We start from the raw sequence: 18,484 nt of genomic DNA on the forward strand, positions 1-18,484 counted from the left end.
GCTTTTGCTTCTATACATAGCAAAGATATATCTACTTTTTAGCTGAATTAATCCCTATCAGTTTTTGATTTGGTAGCAGCTTTAAGTCTTTATGAGTTCACAAACAAAAAATAGTTTCTTAGAGCTGAAGAATTTAATTCACTTCGCACACGAGGGTTTCAAATTCTAAAAATGGCTATGGTAATCTAGACATTAAAATAAAAATTACCTCAATTTCTTTTGGGCATAACAAAGAGTTTGATTATTGTGCGCAATAAAATCCCGACAATCTATGCGTTAATTATTGCGATTTCTTTAGCAGGGTGTTCTGGCGATTCGTCGACGCCATCCTGTAGCAAAAATTACTATGTTGCCACTAATGGTGATGATTCAGAGGGGGATGGCACTTCTTCAAAACCTTTCAATACGATTAATCGTGCTCGAGCTGTTGTGAGCAACGATAAAGCTAGGGGTCAATGCACTATTAATGTAAATATCAAAAGCGGAACTTATGTACTCAGCGAGGCAATTAATTTTGGACCTGATGATTCTGGTTCCGATCAGTACCCAGTTGTTTACCAAGCAGACCCTAGCAACAGTGCTCCGGTTGTAATTTCTGGGGGGATTGAGGTTAATGACCTAGCGTGTTCTGGAGGATCATGTACCTCAACGGTGAGCCAGTGGAGTGCTGGTACGATTGCGCGGCAGTTTTATGTTGATGATGCCAGAATCATTCGCGCTCGCACCAATTATGATCCTTCAGTATTTGCAAATGCTAATCAAGATTGGGCTTGGACTAGCACTGGGTATGCTCCCGCCCCTGGTAGGTCACCAACCCCTCCTTCCCGCCCAGAATGGGCTGAGATTGTGACGGCTCAACAATGGAGAATGATGCGATGCCCATTAACTGCAAGTGGAGGGGCTAACCTTCTGCCAAAGCAGGAATGCTGGAATAATGCCCAGACTTTTTATGTGCCTTTCAATTTCCAAATATTGAGCTGGATTGAGAATGCCTACGAGTATCTTCAGCCGGGTATGTGGTTTTTAAATCCTAACTCCAAGCAATTAACGTATATGCCTTCTGGTAACTCAACCCCTAGTAAGGCAGTCTTAGCTAGTCAACCAACTCTGTTGAATTTACAGGGTAGTAGTGGTGCGCCAGTTCAGAATATTACTTTTAAGGGTCTGCAGTTTTCTTATGCAACTTGGAATGACCTTAATACCGATGGTTACGTTTCGGATCAAAGCGGGAACTTTATTAAGGGTACCGGGTACGGTAAGACATTATTAGGCCATCAAAAAATTGTTTATTCAACGCCTGGAAATGTCAGTCTTAGCTATGCCAAACGCATCATATTTGATAGCAATATATTCTCACATCTAGGTGCGGTTGCTCTATCCTTAGGTACGGGTAGCCAATACAACACGGTGATTAATAATCGCTTTACTGATATTTCATCGGCAGCAATACAGGTTGGTGGGGTGGCTTTAACGGATGCTCGACCATCGAGTAGTGGCGGGGAGACTATCGGTAATCAAATATTAAATAATAGTATTACCTATACCGGTCAGGACTATTACGATAGTGCCTCTATATACGTAGGCTTCACTGCTGAAACCTTAATTAAAAACAATACGATTAGTCATACGCCATGGGCAGGTATTGCTATCGGTTGGGGCTGGGGTCTTTTAGATCAAGGTGGTTTTCCTGGGGCGCCAGGGGCTAATGTAAACGGTGTTAACGTGCCGCTTCCCTATAATTATTGGGGTGTATTCGATACTCCAACAATTGTAAGAAACAATAAAATAATCAGCAACGAAATAAGTTATTTCCTTGAGCAAATGTGGGATGGTGGAGCAATATATATCAACGGGTCTCAAGGGGAAAACATGGAGAGTGGATTACTTGTCCAGCTAAATGTCGCTCACGATAAGCGTCCTAAGGGTGCAGGAAACACCTATTACACCGATGGTGGTAGCCAGCATGTTTACTTGGATAGTAACGCTTCTTATAGCAACCCAGTTGGGTATATGAATCTTGGAACTTGTGCCACACCTTCAACCTGGACGGAGACTGTTGCGCAACTCCTTTCGAAGTATGCTGGAAATGTCATTATTGATGCCTTGATAGCATTATTTGGTTCTTATACGATACCGACGCCTCTTTGTCTTGCAACTGATCTTGTTAGCTATGGGGCAGATATGGGTGGGTGCGTACCTCGCGGGAATCTCACATTTATCAATAATTACCTTCCAATTCCGAATGAATTTTTTGATATTTGCACTAACTCACAACTGCAGTCACCGCCCATTGCTATCCCAAACCTTTCTATGAGTAATAACGCCATAGTTGGACTTTCAGACATCCCGGCTTGGATCTTAAGGCAGGCCGGAGTTCAATAACGCATATCCATCTTGTTTGATACAGGTAGCACTGGATTCATGGCCATACTCACGATTCTTGCGACTATGAAATGAATGGAACTAGGGCAGTGTCCAACCCTCGTGTATATGTTCGCTCCAGCCATACAGAAAATCCACCACAGACACTGGTTATCTCAAGCTCAACAAGCTGGGCTTGGCGCTGATATAGCGGAGCAATTAATTCGCGAAATTATTGAGATGACCGAGTCTGTCATAAATCAGGTGAGATCAAGCAATGCAGAGCCATTTCCAATGTATGTAGTTGAGGCTATTTTTACGGGAATGGAGATACAGTCTTGAAAGTTGCTTGCCCGAACTGAATCTTGGAATTAAAAAACCCCAGCAATCACTTGCTGGGGTTTTGTCTTTCTAGTTACTAGAAAACGTTATTGCATTACTTCTTCGCAGCTGGTGCGCTTACTACTGCAGCAATCGCTTCTGTGTAAACCACTTTAACTTGATCGTTTACGGCGATGTCTTTCATCAAGTCAGGATTCTGAACTTTAACTTTGAAGATATTTCCTTGAGGACCTTTTAAAGAAACGATGTTCTTAGTCGCATCAATTGCTTCAACATTTGCAGTTGCAGTAATAGTGTTAGTGGTGATCATGCCTGGCTTGTCGCCTTGTGGGGCAGTAGTTGTGCCAGTAGTAACTTGCTCACTAGTTGTGCCTGGGTTTTTCACCTTAACCAACTCAATAGCAACAGCGAGTTCGTAGACCACATCAAAATGATCGCCAACTTTGATTTCAGCAAAGTTCTTAACTTCAGGGCCAGCAACGATAGTGGATTCACCATCTTGATTCTTGAGGGTAACAGTACGAGTTGCAGCATCAATCTTGATTACTTCGCCGTCATAAATGAGGGCAGCTTCTTGAGCGGCTACGCCAGCGATAGGGGCCTTTGGTTTATTGAGCATGAAGTAAGCGCCAGCAGCAATAGCGGCCAGTACAACAATAATGACTAGTTTTTTCATAACGATATTAATCCTTAATAAATTGGGATGCATTAACTGTGAGCAGTAATGCGGTAATTGATAAATGCAACTAATTTGGCATTTGATTGGATTGTATTACTCATGCTAATCATCAGAATCATTTTTGAGGATGGTTTTAGTAAATAAGCCCTAAATACCCGACTATTCTACTTATTTATCCAAATGGAGTGTCATATTAATGGCGCATACTAAAGGGTGTGAGCAGTATGAAAAGAGGGGTATGTATGTTTTGGAGGTTATTTTCGGGATTTGTCTTCATGGGCGTGGCTCTTACAGTCAGCGCAGCAACGTCGCAAGACTTGTTGAGGGCCTATGAGTCTCAATCGGGTAAGGCGTCCCCAGCTCGCGGAGAGCAGTTCTTCAATACTAAGCATGGCAAGGAATGGAGCTGTGCATCCTGTCACGAAAATCCTCCGAATCACGACACTAAACATATTGTTACCGGGAAGGTGATTAAGCCCTTGGCGCCAAGCGCCAATCCTGCACGCTTTACCGATGAAGCCAAGGCCGATAAATGGTTTAAGCGCAATTGCAATGATGTGCTTGGTAGAGACTGCACCGCGCAAGAAAAAGCGGATGTCCTTTCTTGGCTAATGACTGTTAAATGAATCTCATCAAAATGAAAAAAACTGTATTGATTGCAACTTTAGTGCTCCTAGCTTCGCCTACATTTGCTGCAAAAATGACGATGCCTAGTGATGCGCCAATTTCTTTTGAAGCTGAGTGTGCAAGTTGTCATATGGCCTATCCGCCAGCACTCTTAAGTCAACAGAGCTGGAAAAATATCATGTCTGGACTAGCAAAGCATTTCGGTACCGATGCCAGCTTGGATCCCAAGAGTCAGACTGAGCTAACTAATTGGCTGGTGAAGAATGCAGCTACTCGACAAAAGTACAGCGAGACTGCTCCTGAAAACCGCATCACTAAAACATCTTGGTTTATTCGTAAGCATGATGAGGTAAGAGCAGATGTATGGAAACGAGCGAGCATCAAGAGTCCAGCTAACTGTGGGGCCTGTCATATCGATGCTGCTAAAGGTATTTTTAGTGAGAACAACATTAAGATCCCAGCCAAATGAATAAAGTTATGAACGAAACGGTTGGAGCTACTGGCAAATTGAAACAAGCCATCATGGTTTGGGATATGCCGGTGCGGGTCTTTCATTGGCTATTAGTGATTTGTTTTGCTGGTGCTTGGCTCACTTCAGAGAGTGAACGCTTGGCCATGATTCACTATGCATTTGGCTATACCGCATGTTTGCTTGTCCTCATTCGATTGGTCTGGGGTGTCATTGGTACCCGTTACGCTAGATTTACTCAGTTTCTCAAAAGCCCTCGGGCTGTAATTGAGCACTTTATGACGATGTTGCGTGGACATCCTCATCATGATGTTGGCCATAACCCGGCGGGTGGCTTAGTGATGTTTGCGCTGATGTTGCTCATACTGCTGATTGGCTTAACTGGTTATTTATCAGTTAAAGAGTTTTTGGGTAATGTTCCATCCGAGGCTCATGAGGTAGTTGCTAGTCTGGTTCTTGGCTTGGTCATCGTCCACATCATTGCTGCAATTGGGATGAGTGTGATTGAAAGGCAAAACCTAGTCAGATCCATGGTGACTGGCAAAAAAAAGGGTTTTCCGGAGCAGGGGATACGTTATCCGCAGTATCTGATTGGCGCTCTCATTTTGCTGAGCTCCCTATACTTTTTCTATCTCATTTTAACTGGTGGCTTGCCAAGCCTGACACAGTAAAGCCGGTCCGATTGGGGGTGTGCGAGCTCCCATCGTCGTTGTACGATAGATAGCATGAAGCTTCTGATAGCCCTTTATTTCTATATTCTTGCCACCATTCAGTTGGGCTTGTTATTGGGCGTCTATCACTACTATCGCTCTCAAAGCACAGTAAGGCCTAGTCCTTATTGGATGGGATCTTTGGTGGTGAGTATTTTGGCTTTGACTACCTTTGGCACCGGGATTGTGACAATTGAAGATGTCTCAAAACCAGAATTCAATTTCACAATAGCCAATTCCTTGTTCTACATTGCTGCTATTTTGCAATTTCTGTTTTGTAGGTCTCTTAATAGGCCCATTAGTAGGCGTCTGAAATATGCATTCCTACTATCAGTTCTGATCTTTATTCCATCCTTTGAATGGATGCGTATTAATGGCACTTTTGAAAGTCGAACTGCCATCATTTGCCTGATCACAGGACTCTTTTTTATTTTGCAAACATTCCAGTTGCGCTCAAAAAGAAAGACAACTCCTTCGCAGCAATTAATTTATTTGCAATACGCCACTACCGCAGAATTATTTTTTGCTATTGGACGGCTCTCTGTAGTGATTGCCTCTGGTTTCACCATTCGCCAGGTTGAGCAGATCCCGCAATTTTTGATTCTGCTGACAATCATGCAAATCGTGATGAACACGCTAGCTTATATTGCGATCGGCGGTTATTGGTCTGAGCGGATTGCACTAGCAAGCGCCCAATCGCAAACCGAGAATGAAGAAATTAAAGCCTTATTAATTGAGCGTGAAAGTTTAATTTCTAATCTATTAAAAGCCAATAAAACTGCAGCAACAGGTGCTTTGTCAGCCTCTATCGCTCATGAGCTTAATCAGCCTTTGGGAGCATCCCAGCTCAACATTCAATTCCTGCAGAAGAAGTTATCTGAGAGAAATTTAACTACTGAACAATACCAAGAGATTCTCGCAGCCTTATTGGCAGATAACCAGAGGGCTACTAACATCATCCAATCCCTGCGCTCTATATTTTCAGATGGGAAGATTGGGGTGGAGCGAATTGATATTGTTGGGCTGATTGAGTCCGTTCTCAAAATTGCTAAACCAGAAATTCAGGCGCAGAGCATTCAAGTGGTTCTGCGACTGGAGTCTAAATCTTTTATCAATGCCAATCGTGGTGAAATTCAACAGGTCCTGTTGAACCTCATCAATAACGCAATACAGGTCCTCGGTGACAAGGCGCTATCTTCTCGCACTCTCCAGATTGAAAGTCGAGATGTGCCTGAGGGAATCAAACTCCTGGTATCTGATAATGGAGGCGGCGTTCCAACGGATGCCCAGCCACACTTATTTGAATTGCTCTCCAGTAGCAATAAGCGCTCTGGAATGGGCTTGGGTTTATGGCTTTGCCACCATATCGTCTCTCGTCATGGTGGTCACATTCGTTATCAAGATGCCCCTAGTGGGGGCGCTGAATTTATCGTCTTTCTGCCATCCATTCAGGATTAAGATATTAGCCCTATAGCTAATTGCCTATAGGGGGCGCACTCTTTACATTCGTAAAGTACCTTTTTTACCAATATATGCAATATTTCAAGGCTTCTATGAAAACCAAAATTACTCTGATTGCGTTATCCATAACACTCCTTTCCGGCAACTCTGTTTTTGCTGCTGGTGGCGGTGGAGTCGTTGCTGATCCAGGCGCAATGCAAGGAAAGCATTTCGACCCTAAGGGCAAGGCACCTTCAACATTTACAGTTGAATTGCAAAACGGTTTACGTAAAACATTGCCTTTCGAAGATAAGCGTGACTTTGAAGAGTCTAAGAGGGGATTTATTGCGGCGCCAGCTTATAAAACCATTATGGCTGATGCAGGTAACGTGGCCTGGGATATGGGCAGCTATGAATTCCTATTGCAAGGCAAGGATTTCGATAGCGTACATCCCTCATTGCAACGTCAAGCTATTCTTAATATGGGTTACGGCCTCTATGAGGTTGTGCCAGGAAAGATCTATCAAGTTCGTGGTTTTGACTTATCGAACATTAGCTTTGTTAAAACCAATACAGGATGGATTGTCTTTGACCCATTAACTTCAAAAGAGACTGCTAGAGCAGCTTTAGAGTTGGTGAATGAGAAGTTAGGCAAGCGCCCTGTAGTCGCGGTGGTGTACTCCCATTCACATGCTGACCACTTTGGCGGTGTTCGCGGTGTAGTAGAGGAAGCTGATGTGAAGAGCGGCAAGGTCAAGATTATTGCTCCAGCTGGCTTTATGGATCACGCTGTTGCAGAGAATGTGTATGCAGGCAATGCCATGACACGTCGTCTGTATTTCCAGTATGGCGTTTTATTGCCACGTAGCCCATTTGGTCACGTTGACCAATCGATTGGTAAAAATACTGCAGCAGGAAACCTTGGATTAATTGAGCCAACTATTCTGATCAATGAGCCATTTGAAAAGATGACGGTGGATGGGGTAGAGATGGAGTTCCAAAATACGCCTGGTACAGAAGCTCCAGCGGAGATGAACACTTATTTTCCGCAGATGAAAGCATTTTGGGCTGCAGAAAATATCACCGGCACCATTCACAATATTTATACTTTGCGCGGTGCATTAGTGCGTGACGCACTGGCATGGTCTAGGAATATTAACAACGCTTTGTATCGTTATGGCAATGAAGCGCAAGTGATGTTTGCTTCGCATTCTTGGCCGCGCTGGGGTAATGATCGCGTGCAAGAAGTTATGCGCACGCAGCGTGACAGCTACGCACACTTAAACAATGAAGTGCTCCATTTGGCCAACAATGGCGTAACGATTAATGAAGTGCATAATGTTTACAAACAACCAGAGAGCTTAAAGTCTCAATGGGCAGCGCATAGCTACCATGGTTCTGAAGAGCACAACAGCCGCGCTGTGATTAATCGTTACTTAGGTTACTGGGATGCTAATCCTGCTACCTTGATTCCTTTATCACCAAAAGATTCTGCGCCGCTGTATGTGGAGATGATGGGTGGCTCAGGAAAAATCATGGCAAAGGGTAGGCAGCTCTATAAACAGGGTAAATACCGTGAGGCTATGGAGATCGTGAATAAGTTGGTTTATGCAGAGCCAAACAACACAGCCGCCAAAGATTTGTTAGCAGATATTTTTGAACAAATTGGCTATCAAAAAGAAAGCCCTAGTGTGCGCAACAGCTTCTTGGGCGCTGCATACGAGTTGCGTCACGGTATGCCTTCTGGGGCATCACCAAAGACCAACGGTCCTGACATGATCAAGGCAATGACTACAGAGCTTTGGCTCAATGCCTTAGCAATCAGCATGGATAGCAAAAAAGCTGCTGGCATGAAGTTCACTATCAATCTCATTACTCCGGATAATAGTGAGAAGTTTGTAGTGGAAATGAGTAATTCTGCGTTGACCAATATTAAGGGTTACCAAGATAAAAACCCAAGCCTGACTATCACCGTGAACCGTAGCGATTTAGAAAAAGTGATGGGCGGTCAAACCACCTTTGAAAAACTACAGGCCGAAGGAAAAGCCAAGTTTGAAGGTGATCGTAAAGCATTCGAGCAATTGCGGAGCACGATGACTACCTTTACTCCAGACTTTGAATTAATGCCTGGCACTAAAGCTAAAAAAGCTCCAACTGCTACGCCAAACAAAGATCCGTTTGAAGCTCCTCCAATCGCCAACTCAGATGGCGCTTAAGGAGGGTAAATTGTAATTAGGTCGGTTATTGAGTAATAGAGAATGGGCTCCTAGGAGCCCATTTCTTTTGCCTGCAGGAGATTAATTCTTAGGTCGCAAAAGCGCCGCCTTCTTCTAGTGCCTTGAGTGCATCTCCAGCAATACCCAATTCCTCAAGTAATTCATGGGTGTGCTCACCGAGTAAAGGGGGGTGACGAGTCACTTGTTGCGGTGTGCCTATCATCTTGACGGCAAAGCCAATATTGGGAACCTTGCCCTCAATCGGATGATCAATTTCCATGCGCATCTGACGATGCTGCCCATGCTCACTATCAAATGCTTGGGGGTAGGTGTTAATCGGTCCAGCCGGAATACCGGCAGCTAAAAGAAGGTCTACCCATTCTTCGCTAGTCTTACTTGCGAAAGTTTTTTCAAGTTCAGCTGCCAGAATTAAGCGATTTGCTAGACGTAGTGGGTTGGTTCTGAAAAGTGGGTCTTCAAATAATTCAGGACGATTAATCTTGTCGCAGAGGAGCTTCCAAAGCTTTTGATTGGTGGCGCCCATAACAAAGTGGCCATCAGAAGCTTTCATAGCCTGATAGGGCGCGCTCATGTGATTGGCCGTACCTAGCTTGTAAGGCTCAACGCCAGTACCCCAGTACTGCGCCGTATCCCAGATGGAGAATGCCAACGCTGAATCAAACAGAGAAGCGTCAATAAATTGACCCTCACCCGATTTAGTCTTACCGATATAGGCTGACAAAATGCCATAAACCGCAAAGAGTGCGCAGCCAATGTCAGACACTGGCACGCCTGCTTTTACTGGCGGACCATCCGGATAGCCGGTAACACTCATCACGCCGGACATAGCTTGTGCCATTAAATCAAAGCCTGGGCGATCTGCCCATGGTCCAGTTTGTCCAAAGCCCGAGATGCTGGCGTAGACCAGGCCAGGGTTGAGGTCTCTAAGTGATGGGTAGTCAATACCCAGTTTTTTCATCACACCAGGTCGATAATTTTCAACCAAGATATCTGCAGTCTTCACGAGCTCAAAGAATACTTTTTTTCCGGCCTCAGTTTTGAGGTTGAGCGTCACGCTGCGCTTGTTGCGATTCATATTCAGAAAGCCCATGCTATCTGAACCTTTCATCTTGAATCCCATGGCCCCACGAGTTTGATCACCCGTGCCTGGAGGTTCAATTTTGATGACATCCGCGCCTAAGTCGGCTAGCAACATGCAGCAGTAGGGACCCGCCATAACTTGACTCACGTCAAGAACTCGAACACCAGCCAAGGGCAGTGGTTTATTTGAAGCTGAATTCATTTTGTCTCAATTATTTTTATATGTTTAGAATGAAGTGCTAACAATAGTCATCAATATAAATCAATTACGCAGAGTAGTTCACGAACCCCTCATTTCAACTTCCTAGCGGTACCTTTAATGTCATCAATAGCATCCCAGTCGACCTCTTCAACTGCAAAAGTAGATTTTGAGCTGCGCAATGGCATTGCGTACATCAGCTTTGATCACGTTGCTGCCCGTAATGCAATGACAGTGGGGATGTATGAGAGCTTGAAGTCGATTTGTGAAGACCTGGCTAAGAGCTCCGCGGCGAGGGTGGCTATTTTGCGTGGTGCTGGCGGCAAGTCCTTTGTTTCTGGTAGTGATATCACCCAATTCTCTGCCTTTACTTCTGGCGATGATGGGATTTCATACGAAGAGAGTATTGATTCCTATCTTGCGCCTTTAGCTATGTTGCCTATTCCAACAATTGCTGTGATTGATGGCATGGCAGTAGGCGGAGGGCTTGCTATTGCTAGTTGCTGTGATTTTAGAATCTCTACGCCGGATGCTCGCTTTGGAGTTCCCATCGCTAAAACTTTGGGCAATTGTTTATCCGCTGGGAATGTTGCTTGGCTCGTTGCGCACCTGGGAGTGAATATCGTCAAGCGCATGTTGTTACTTGCTGAGTTGGTAACTGCGCCTGAGTTACTGAAAGAAGGCTATCTCTTGGCTACTTATCCAGCTGAAGCCCTGGAGGGTGAAGCAAATCAGCTAGCTGAGCGTTTAATGAAGTTGGCACCCATCACACAGAAATCCAGCAAGCAGACCCTTGTAAGAATCATCAAGAGCAACTTACCAGATTGCAGTGATTTGATTCGGGAATGCTATGGCAGCGAAGACTTTAGAAATGGAGTTACTGCATTCTTAGGTGGGAAGCCACCTGTTTGGACTGGAAAGTAAGCTGAATCACCGAGCAACATCCTCGGACTTATAAAAACATCTCTTGTAAGTTATTGAGATAACGCAAACCCTGTTCAGTTGCCTTGAGCTTGTTGGGGTCTGAATCTAGTAAACCTTTTTTGCTGGCCTCATCCAATCCTTTGGATACGACATTGAGGGGTAATCCAGTGCGCTCACTGAAAGTCACGGTGTCTACGCCGTCTGTTAGGCGTAAGGTATTGAGCATGAATTCAAAAGGAAGATCTTTGGCTGGAATCTCGCGCGCTTCAATTAAGGCATTGCCTTTGGACTCCATTGCCTGCATATAGGTTTCTGGATGACGCTCGCGTACTTGCCGGGTAATTTTGTCTGGGAATGAAATCTTTCCATGTGCACCTGCACCAATGCCGATGTAATCTCCAAACCGCCAGTAATTCAGGTTGTGTTTGCATTCCTGATCTTTCTTGGCATAGGCGGAGATCTCATAACGTCGATAACCTGCCGCCTCTAAGAGCGCTAAGTTTTGTTCAAAGATCGCATCAATCTCATCTTCGCTTGGTAACTTTGGAGGAAAGTTTGCAAAGTAAGTATTGGGTTCTAGCGTTAGGTTATAGAAAGATAGATGAGGAGTCTTAAAGGAGAGGGCGGTTTCAATATCCGCTTTAGCTGCTTCTAAGGTTTGATTGGGTAAGCCAAACATGAGATCGAGATTTACGGACTTGAAGTGTTGTAGAGCAATCGCAATCGCGCGTTTGGCTTCTTCGCCGTTATGAATACGTCCCAAAGCCTTAAGCTGCTCATCCTGAAAACTCTGAATGCCTAAGGAAACACGATTGATTCCCGCATTGGCAAAGCCAGTGAACTTGTCGGCCTCTACAGAGCCAGGATTGGCTTCCATATTGATCTCGCAATCGGGCTCTAAGTTCACGCGCGCTCGAATAGCTGAGAGTAGCTCATTCACACCATCAGCAGACATTAAGCTAGGGGTGCCACCACCAATAAAGATGCTGTGGACTTGGCGACCCCAGATGCGAGGTAACTCTGTCTCTAGATCGGTAATGAGCGCCTTGATATAGCGCGCCTCATCAAAGCCTCGAGAAACTTTGACGCCATTGCCGGCCCCTTTAATTTGATGCGAATTGAAATCGCAGTAAGGACACTTCTTTTCACACCACGGAAAGTGAATATACAAAGATAGTGGAGGTAGGGCAGTCAGTTTTGGCTGTGTTGCCAAAATAGGATTAAGAGTATTGAGCACGGATTTGAAGTTGTGTGATGAGTTCGCGCAAGGCTTGGCCACGATGACTGATCTGGTTTTTCTCGGAGGCTTCTAATTGGGCTGCAGTCTTGCCAAGGTCTGGCAGAAAGAAGTGGGGGTCATAACCAAAACCACCGTCCCCGTTAGCAACATCCATAATTTGGCCATACCAGCGAGCCTGAACAATCAGTGGCTCTGGGTCATTGGCGCTGTTGACCATGACGAGGGCGCAGACATAATGCGCACCGCGATCAGCTTTGCCTTGTAATGCTGCAACTAGCTTTTGATTGTTGGCTGCGTTATTGCCATCAACGCCTGCATAGCGAGCCGAGTAAACCCCTGGCACACCATCTAATGCATGGGCGCAAATGCCGGAGTCATCTGCAAGTGCAGGTAAACCGCTGGTGGCGCTGGCATGGCGTGCCTTAGCAAGCGCGTTCTCAACAAAAGTATGATGCGGCTCTTCTGCGGCTGGAATACCCAATTCACCTTGAGGGATGACCTGAAAGTGAAAGGGTGCCAATAGTTCCTGAAACTCCCGCACCTTACCGGCATTGTTAGAGGCGAGAACGAGTTTTTGCAACATCTGGATCAATCTATTATTTAAACGCTTCTTTTTGCAGTTGCGTTAAATCCGCAATTCCTTGCTCAGCTAAATCTAATAGTGCATTTAATTCAGCACGGGAGAAGGCGGCACCTTCAGCAGTCCCTTGCACTTCAATCATGCCGCCTTTGCCTGTCATGACAACATTCATGTCGGTGTCACAAGAGGAGTCTTCAGGGTAATCTAAATCAAGTACTGGCACGCCTTGATAGATGCCAACAGAAATCGCTGCAACGCTATCAATTATTGGATCTGTCTTAAGCGCACCACTTTGTAGGAGTGTGTTAATGGCATCACGTGCCGCAACATAGGCACCAGTAATTGATGCAGTCCTCGTTCCACCATCCGCTTGTAAGACATCACAATCTAGGTGAATGGTTCTTTCTCCCAATACTTTCAGATCAAAGACGCTGCGCATGGCACGACCGATCAGGCGCTGAATTTCTTGGGTGCGACCAGATTGTTTGCCGCGGGCTGCTTCACGGTCGCTGCGGGTGTGAGTGGATCGGGGGAGCATGCCGTATTCCGCAGTTACCCATCCTTCACCAGAGCCTTTTTTATGAGGTGGCACCTTTTCTAGTACGCTGGCTGTACAAAGCACTTTGGTGTCGCCAAAGGCAATCAGGACAGAGCCTTCTGCATGCTTGGTAAAGGCGCGGCTGATGCTCACAGGCCGCAATTGTGTAGGGGTGCGGCCACTAGGGCGGGTGATGTTGGGCTGAGTCATGGGGTGTGGTCCTAAAGATCTACAATGTCCCTATGATATCGAGCATGACTGGTTATGGCAGCGCTTCTCGCCAAGTCTCCCTAGGAGCTGGTGTTGTAGCTGATCTGCAAGTGGAATGTCGGGCTGTTAATAGCCGCTTTCTGGATTTGGGCTTCCGTCTTCCGGACGAGTGTCGTGGGGCTGAGCCTGCCTTGCGAGAAATGGCGACTCAAAGCCTTTCTCGGGGTAAGGTGGAATTTCGGGCCGCATGGCGCGTTAATTCGGGTGCTGCTGGGGCTGCAAAAGCGAACCCCCATGCCTTAGGCGCCCTGAACAAGGATCGCTTGGATGCGCTCTATACCCTTCAAGAGCATGCGCAAGTCGTCTTTTCAAACGCTGAAGCCTTACGTATCGCTGATATTTTGCGTTGGCCGGGCATTGTTGCTGAACCTAGGGGCGAAGAGGAGGGCTGGATTGCTGCTACTGTAGAAGCAGGTCGCGCCGCCTTGGCCGCTCTAATGGATAGTCGCCATGCCGAAGGCAAAGCCTTGGTAACGGTCTTAATCAATATCACCAGCAAGATGCGTGAGATTGTGAAAGTGATCGAGCCAAAGGTTCCGACCTATGTTGCCCAGTATCAAGAGAAGCTCACTGAACGTCTAGCCGAGGCACTGGCTGCGCAAGAGCAAGGGAAGGTTAACAGCGGGTCTGGTACCGAGTTAATGGAGCGCATTCGTCAAGAGGTAGTGCTTTACGCGGTTCGTATTGATGTGGCGGAAGAATTTGCCCGCCTCAAGACCCATCTTCAAGTTGTTGATACGGCTTTGGCAGGTAAGGGTCCAGTGGGCAAGCGTTTAGATTTTTTAATGCAAGAACTCAATCGCGAAGCCAATACTTTGAGCTCCAAATCGGTTTCAGAAGAATGTACGCAAGCTGCTTTAGAGCTCAAGCTCTTGATCGAGCAGATGCGTGAACAAGTCCAAAATTTAGAGTAACTATTGCTTACCTCAATCACCTAACTCAATCACCATGGCCAGCCCTAAACCTAAAGCAAATTTATCTCCTGCCTACCAAGGCAGCATGTTGATGATCGTCGCTCCATCAGGTGCTGGTAAATCTTCTTTGGTGAATGCCTTGTTGCAAGAAGATGCAGCATTGAAGTTATCCCTTTCCACCACAACACGCACCCCAAGACCAGGTGAGGTTGATGGCAAGGACTACCGCTTTATTGCCAGAGAAGCATTTATCGCTGAGCGTGATCAAGGTAATTTTTTGGAGCACGCTGAAGTGCATGGCAATTTTTACGGCACGTCTAAAGCTTGGATTGAGGCTCAGATGAAAACCGGGCGCGATGTCATGTTGGAGATCGACTGGCAGGGTGCTCAGCAGATTCGTCAAATCATTCCAGAAGTGCAGTGGATATTCATCTTCCCACCTTCATTTGAGGCCTTAGAGGAGCGCTTGCGTAAACGTGGTCAAGATGATGAGGCAACTATTCAGAGAAGGCTGGCTGCAGCGCATTTAGAGCTCCAGCATGCTCATGAAGCCGATTTCATCGTGATCAACGATGATTTTGAGCGCGCTTTGATAGATTTGCGTCATGTGGTTGCTGCCAGCCGCCTACGCTCAAGGCCGATTATGGCTCGCAACCCAGCGCTTTTGAGGCGCCTTGGGGTCTAATCAGTTATCCTATGGGTATTGAAGCTAAATTTAAGTGAGTTCAGCATGGCCCGTATTACTGTAGAAGATTGTCTAAAAACTATTCCAAATCGTTTTGAGCTAGTATTGGCCGCGACTTATCGCGCACGCCAATTGGTTCAAGGTCATTCCCCACGTGTTGAGTCCAGAGATAAAGCAACTGTAGTTGCGTTACGTGAAGTTGCTGCTGGTGTAACTGACCGTGACATGTTGACCAAAGTACCTTTGTAATTCAGGGGTTCCGTTGTGGAGCTCCCCTTAGGCGACCCAAACACATCGGAATCCAAAGGTCAGGTCTCGCCTAATGAGACCGCTAAAAGCGACAAGTCTTCCATCATCGCAACTTTGTTGGCTCAGTCGAGTCGACATTTGTTTGGCCCCACCTCTGCGCCAACATTACCCTTAAAGCACCAAGTCGTTTCCATTGATGGTCTCATTTCTAAATTAGGCTATCTCAAGCCTGAAGAAGTTGCACTCATCAAGCAGGCCTTCCATTTTGCTGATGCGGCCCACCTCGGTCAGTATCGCCATAGCGGTGAGCCGTACATTAGTCATCCAGTAGCAGTAGCTGAACTCTGTGCGACCTGGCGCTTGGATGCATCTTCCATCATGGCAGCTTTACTGCATGATGTGATTGAAGATACTGGCTGCACTCAAGCTGATCTTGTTGGTAAATTTGGTAGCAAAGTGGCTGAACTTGTTGAAGGCTTAACCAAACTCGATAAGTTGGAGTTCCAAAGTCATGCAGAGGCGCAAGCTGAAAGCTTCCGCAAGATGTTTATGGCAATGGCGCGCGATGTCCGAGTCATTTTGGTTAAGCTTGCTGATCGTACACACAATATGCGCACGCTCGATGCCGTTCCGATGGAAAAGCGTCGAAGAGTCGCCGCTGAAACCATTGAGATCTATGCTCCGATTGCCCATCGCTTGGGTCTGAATATTATTTACCGTGATTTACAGGACTTGAGTTTCCGTTACTCAATGCCCATGCGCTTCAGGGTGATTGAAGATGCGGTGAAGCGGGCGCGCGGTAATCGCAAAGAGATGGTAGAGAAGATTTTGCAGAATGCCCGCATGTCTTTTGCAAAAGTGAACCTTGAGGTTGATCTGCAAGGTCGAGAAAAAACGCTCTTTAGTATTTACAACAAAATGCGCAGCAAGCATTTGAGCTTCTCTCAAGTGCTCGATGTGTATGCGTTTAGGGTAACCGTCCATTCGATTGATGAGTGCTATCGTGCGCTCGGCATCTTGCACGCACTCTACAAACCAATGCCTGGAAAGTTTAAGGATTACATTGCGATTCCTAAACTCAATGGCTATCAGTCTTTGCACACGACGCTCTTAGGCCCATCGGGTGTGCCGGTCGAATTTCAGATACGTACCGGTGATATGCATGCGGTTGCTGAGGCAGGGGTTGCAGCGCACTGGGCTTACAAAGATGGTGGTCCTGATATGAGTGAGGTGCAAAACCGCGCACATCAATGGCTGCAATCCTTGATTGATATTCAGGATAGCAGTGGGGATTCGCAAGAATTCTTAGAGCACGTCAAGATTGATTTGTTCCCGGATGCAGTTTATGTCTTTACACCAAAGGGTCAGATTAGAGCCTTGCCACGCGGTGCTACCGCCTTAGACTTTGCCTATTCGATTCATAGTGATGTGGGTAACACTTGTGTAGCGGTCAAGATTAATGGCATGCAGTTACCGTTGCGTAGCGAATTAAAGAACAGCGATATTGTTGAGGTGGTGACATCAGCCAACTCTCAACCTAACCCTGGTTGGTTGGCATTTGTAAGAACCGGTAAAGCTCGCGCCTCGATTCGTCACTCACTCAAGACTAAGCACTATGCGGAGTCCCTTCAGTTAGGCGAGCGTCTCTTGGCAAGCGCCTTGCGTCAACAGGGGGTCGATGCTGGTCTGCTAACACCAGAGCTCTGGGAAAAGTTATTGCATTGGACTGGCGATAAAACGCGTGAAGAAGCTTGTGTCAACATTGCCTTGGGTCGCAGATCTGCTCAAGAGTTAGCAATTCGGTTGAAGATTTTGATTGATGACGAGGGCGGCTCAGAGCAAATGCGCTTGGGCGCGGCGGACTGGGTGTCTCCTCAGCAAGAAATTGCCTCGCACCATCATCAGCGTCAGGCCATCTTGGTCGATGGACGCGAAGGTAATTCAATTAGCTTCCAAACTTGCTGTCATCCAATTCCAGGTGACAACATCATCGGCTACCTCGGTAAGGGCGAGGGCTTGCAGGTCCACACAAATGATTGTCCGGTAGCCCTCAGAATGCTTTCTAAGGACAGTGATAAGTGGGTGGAGGTCGAGTGGGGCAAAGAGGTTAACCGAGAGTTTGAGGTCGATCTCGCAATCGATACGCGCCAGGGCAAGGGAGTGTTAGCCAGGGTAGCTAGTAGCGTGACTGCTGCGGACTCCAACATCATGAACGTGTCCATGGATGACCGTTATAAAGAAGATGCTGTGACTATCCGCTTCACAATCCAAGTCTCAGATCGCCTCCATCTCTCTAAGGTAATGCGTAGTTTGCGCGCTAACCATGATGTGATGCGCGTGACCCGCGTCCGAGTTAGCTAAATTCCTTTAAATCCGATTTACTGGTACTGAACGTCGAGTATTTCAATCTCGCTAGGGCCAGTTGGGGTTTGAATTTTGACGCAATCCCCTAAGCGTGCCTTGATTAAAGCTGTGGCAATAGGCGATACCCAGCTGACATGACCCAGATCTAAATCGACCTCATCAACCCCCACAATCGTGATGGCGGTCTCTTTTCCAGAGTCAGCACCTTCCAGGCTGGCATAAGTGACTGTAGCGCCAAAAAAGACCTGCTCGGCATCGGCATCCCCTGATTTTCGGGCCTGATTGTCGACAACTACGGCAAACTCAAGGCGTTGATTGAGGAAGCGAATTCGGCGATCTATCTCCCGAAGTCGCTTTTTTCCGTAGATATAGTCCCCATTTTCAGAGCGGTCCCCATTGGAGGCGGCCCAGTGAACAACCTTGACAACCTCAGGCCGATCAAGGTTTAGGAGCTGTAAAAGCTCGCTTTTGATACGCTCATGACCAGCGGGTGTGATGTAGTTCTTCTCTTCCATGGCATAATTATGGCTGTTGCGGCTGTAGCTCAGCTGGATAGAGTACTTGGCTACGAACCAA

The 18,484-nt window shown here is 46.4% G+C and carries 17 protein-coding genes; 11 read left to right on the top strand and 6 right to left on the bottom strand.

What is annotated here, in order from left to right; genetic code table 11:
- Nucleotides 1-246: 246 nt before the first annotated feature.
- The gene (locus B7Y67_RS04205) at nt 247-2,382 is read left to right on the top strand and encodes a right-handed parallel beta-helix repeat-containing protein (protein WP_293597512.1); all 2,136 of its coding nucleotides are present in this window, start codon (nt 247-249) and stop codon (nt 2,380-2,382) included.
- A 415-nt stretch (nt 2,383-2,797) separates the two neighbouring features.
- Here the strand turns inward: B7Y67_RS04205 and B7Y67_RS04210 are convergent, their stop codons facing one another.
- On the bottom strand, nt 2,798-3,379 hold the full coding sequence (locus B7Y67_RS04210; RefSeq protein ID WP_293597513.1) for a hypothetical protein: 582 nt from the start codon (nt 3,377-3,379) through the stop codon (nt 2,798-2,800).
- A gap of 278 nt (nt 3,380-3,657) precedes the next feature.
- Here B7Y67_RS04210 and B7Y67_RS04215 point away from each other — a divergent pair, with 278 nt between their 5' ends.
- The 5 genes from B7Y67_RS04215 to B7Y67_RS04235 all read left to right on the top strand — a co-directional run bounded on the left by B7Y67_RS04215 (nt 3,658) and on the right by B7Y67_RS04235 (nt 8,844).
- Nucleotides 3,658-4,008 carry a DUF1924 domain-containing protein gene (locus B7Y67_RS04215; RefSeq protein ID WP_293597523.1) on the top strand — a complete coding sequence of 117 codons (351 nt, stop codon included), beginning with the start codon at nt 3,658-3,660 and terminating at the stop codon, nt 4,006-4,008.
- On the top strand, nt 4,005-4,478 hold the full coding sequence (locus tag B7Y67_RS04220; protein ID WP_293597514.1) for a diheme cytochrome c: 474 nt from the start codon (nt 4,005-4,007) through the stop codon (nt 4,476-4,478). The genes B7Y67_RS04215 and B7Y67_RS04220 overlap by 4 nt, the downstream gene beginning before the upstream one ends.
- The gene (locus B7Y67_RS04225; RefSeq protein WP_293597515.1) at nt 4,475-5,149 is read left to right on the top strand and encodes a cytochrome b/b6 domain-containing protein; all 675 of its coding nucleotides are present in this window, start codon (nt 4,475-4,477) and stop codon (nt 5,147-5,149) included. The genes B7Y67_RS04220 and B7Y67_RS04225 overlap by 4 nt, the downstream gene beginning before the upstream one ends.
- A 54-nt stretch (nt 5,150-5,203) precedes the next feature.
- Nucleotides 5,204-6,646, top strand: a complete 1,443-nt coding sequence (locus B7Y67_RS04230; protein ID WP_293597516.1) for a sensor histidine kinase — start codon at nt 5,204-5,206, stop codon at nt 6,644-6,646.
- Nucleotides 6,647-6,741: 95 nt separating this feature from the next.
- Nucleotides 6,742-8,844: an alkyl sulfatase dimerization domain-containing protein gene (locus B7Y67_RS04235; RefSeq protein ID WP_293597517.1), complete on the top strand. Its 2,103-nt coding sequence runs from the start codon at nt 6,742-6,744 to the stop codon at nt 8,842-8,844.
- Nucleotides 8,845-8,932: 88 nt separating this feature from the next.
- Here B7Y67_RS04235 and B7Y67_RS04240 read toward each other — a convergent pair whose 3' ends face one another.
- Nucleotides 8,933-10,147, bottom strand: a complete 1,215-nt coding sequence (locus B7Y67_RS04240; protein WP_293597518.1) for a CaiB/BaiF CoA-transferase family protein — start codon at nt 10,145-10,147, stop codon at nt 8,933-8,935.
- 117 nt (nt 10,148-10,264) lie between these two features.
- Here B7Y67_RS04240 and B7Y67_RS04245 point away from each other — a divergent pair, with 117 nt between their 5' ends.
- Complete coding sequence (locus B7Y67_RS04245; protein WP_293597519.1) at nt 10,265-11,068, top strand: enoyl-CoA hydratase/isomerase family protein; 804 nt, start codon at nt 10,265-10,267, stop codon at nt 11,066-11,068.
- A 28-nt stretch (nt 11,069-11,096) separates the two neighbouring features.
- Here the strand turns inward: B7Y67_RS04245 and hemW are convergent, their stop codons facing one another.
- Genes hemW through rph form a run of 3 tightly spaced genes read right to left on the bottom strand, consistent with a single transcriptional unit; the run spans nt 11,097 to nt 13,636 of the window.
- Complete coding sequence (gene hemW / locus B7Y67_RS04250) at nt 11,097-12,305, bottom strand: radical SAM family heme chaperone HemW (protein WP_293597524.1); 1,209 nt, start codon at nt 12,303-12,305, stop codon at nt 11,097-11,099.
- Nucleotides 12,289-12,888, bottom strand: coding sequence for an RdgB/HAM1 family non-canonical purine NTP pyrophosphatase (rdgB, locus tag B7Y67_RS04255; RefSeq protein ID WP_293597525.1), 600 nt, complete (start codon nt 12,886-12,888; stop codon nt 12,289-12,291). The genes hemW and rdgB overlap by 17 nt, the downstream gene beginning before the upstream one ends.
- Nucleotides 12,889-12,904: 16 nt before the next feature.
- Nucleotides 12,905-13,636 carry a ribonuclease PH gene (gene rph, locus B7Y67_RS04260; RefSeq protein WP_293597520.1) on the bottom strand — a complete coding sequence of 244 codons (732 nt, stop codon included), beginning with the start codon at nt 13,634-13,636 and terminating at the stop codon, nt 12,905-12,907.
- 32 nt (nt 13,637-13,668) lie between these two features.
- Here rph and B7Y67_RS04265 point away from each other — a divergent pair, with 32 nt between their 5' ends.
- The 4 genes from B7Y67_RS04265 to B7Y67_RS04280 all read left to right on the top strand — a co-directional run bounded on the left by B7Y67_RS04265 (nt 13,669) and on the right by B7Y67_RS04280 (nt 17,905).
- Nucleotides 13,669-14,610 carry a YicC/YloC family endoribonuclease gene (locus B7Y67_RS04265; RefSeq protein WP_293597521.1) on the top strand — a complete coding sequence of 314 codons (942 nt, stop codon included), beginning with the start codon at nt 13,669-13,671 and terminating at the stop codon, nt 14,608-14,610.
- Nucleotides 14,611-14,644: 34 nt separating this feature from the next.
- Nucleotides 14,645-15,295, top strand: coding sequence for a guanylate kinase (gene gmk, locus B7Y67_RS04270; RefSeq protein ID WP_293597522.1), 651 nt, complete (start codon nt 14,645-14,647; stop codon nt 15,293-15,295).
- A gap of 45 nt (nt 15,296-15,340) precedes the next feature.
- Complete coding sequence (gene rpoZ / locus B7Y67_RS04275) at nt 15,341-15,544, top strand: DNA-directed RNA polymerase subunit omega (RefSeq protein ID WP_011902918.1); 204 nt, start codon at nt 15,341-15,343, stop codon at nt 15,542-15,544.
- Between the two features lie 102 nt (nt 15,545-15,646).
- Complete coding sequence (locus B7Y67_RS04280; protein WP_293597526.1) at nt 15,647-17,905, top strand: bifunctional (p)ppGpp synthetase/guanosine-3',5'-bis(diphosphate) 3'-pyrophosphohydrolase; 2,259 nt, start codon at nt 15,647-15,649, stop codon at nt 17,903-17,905.
- A gap of 17 nt (nt 17,906-17,922) precedes the next feature.
- On the opposite strand, the gene greB is transcribed toward B7Y67_RS04280, so the two are convergent.
- The gene (gene greB, locus B7Y67_RS04285) at nt 17,923-18,423 is read right to left on the bottom strand and encodes a transcription elongation factor GreB (protein WP_293597527.1); all 501 of its coding nucleotides are present in this window, start codon (nt 18,421-18,423) and stop codon (nt 17,923-17,925) included.
- Between the last annotated feature and the right edge of the window lie 61 nt (nt 18,424-18,484).

The sequence above is a fragment of the Polynucleobacter sp. 35-46-11 genome (assembly GCF_002281105.1).

Excerpts from the sequence above, each read along its gene's own strand:
- B7Y67_RS04210 (WP_293597513.1), bottom strand. The coding sequence starts at position 3,379 with ATGAAAAAACTAGTCATTATTGTTGTACTGGCCGCTATTGCTGCTGGC.
- B7Y67_RS04215 (WP_293597523.1), top strand. The coding sequence starts at position 3,658 with ATGGGCGTGGCTCTTACAGTCAGCGCAGCAACGTCGCAAGACTTGTTG.
- B7Y67_RS04220 (WP_293597514.1), top strand. The coding sequence starts at position 4,005 with ATGAATCTCATCAAAATGAAAAAAACTGTATTGATTGCAACTTTAGTG.
- B7Y67_RS04225 (WP_293597515.1), top strand. The coding sequence starts at position 4,475 with ATGAATAAAGTTATGAACGAAACGGTTGGAGCTACTGGCAAATTGAAA.
- B7Y67_RS04230 (WP_293597516.1), top strand. The coding sequence starts at position 5,204 with ATGAAGCTTCTGATAGCCCTTTATTTCTATATTCTTGCCACCATTCAG.
- B7Y67_RS04235 (WP_293597517.1), top strand. The coding sequence starts at position 6,742 with ATGAAAACCAAAATTACTCTGATTGCGTTATCCATAACACTCCTTTCC.
- B7Y67_RS04240 (WP_293597518.1), bottom strand. The coding sequence starts at position 10,147 with ATGAATTCAGCTTCAAATAAACCACTGCCCTTGGCTGGTGTTCGAGTT.
- B7Y67_RS04245 (WP_293597519.1), top strand. The coding sequence starts at position 10,265 with ATGTCATCAATAGCATCCCAGTCGACCTCTTCAACTGCAAAAGTAGAT.
- rph (WP_293597520.1), bottom strand. The coding sequence starts at position 13,636 with ATGACTCAGCCCAACATCACCCGCCCTAGTGGCCGCACCCCTACACAA.
- B7Y67_RS04265 (WP_293597521.1), top strand. The coding sequence starts at position 13,669 with ATGATATCGAGCATGACTGGTTATGGCAGCGCTTCTCGCCAAGTCTCC.
- gmk (WP_293597522.1), top strand. The coding sequence starts at position 14,645 with ATGGCCAGCCCTAAACCTAAAGCAAATTTATCTCCTGCCTACCAAGGC.
- rpoZ (WP_011902918.1), top strand. The coding sequence starts at position 15,341 with ATGGCCCGTATTACTGTAGAAGATTGTCTAAAAACTATTCCAAATCGT.
- greB (WP_293597527.1), bottom strand. The coding sequence starts at position 18,423 with ATGGAAGAGAAGAACTACATCACACCCGCTGGTCATGAGCGTATCAAA.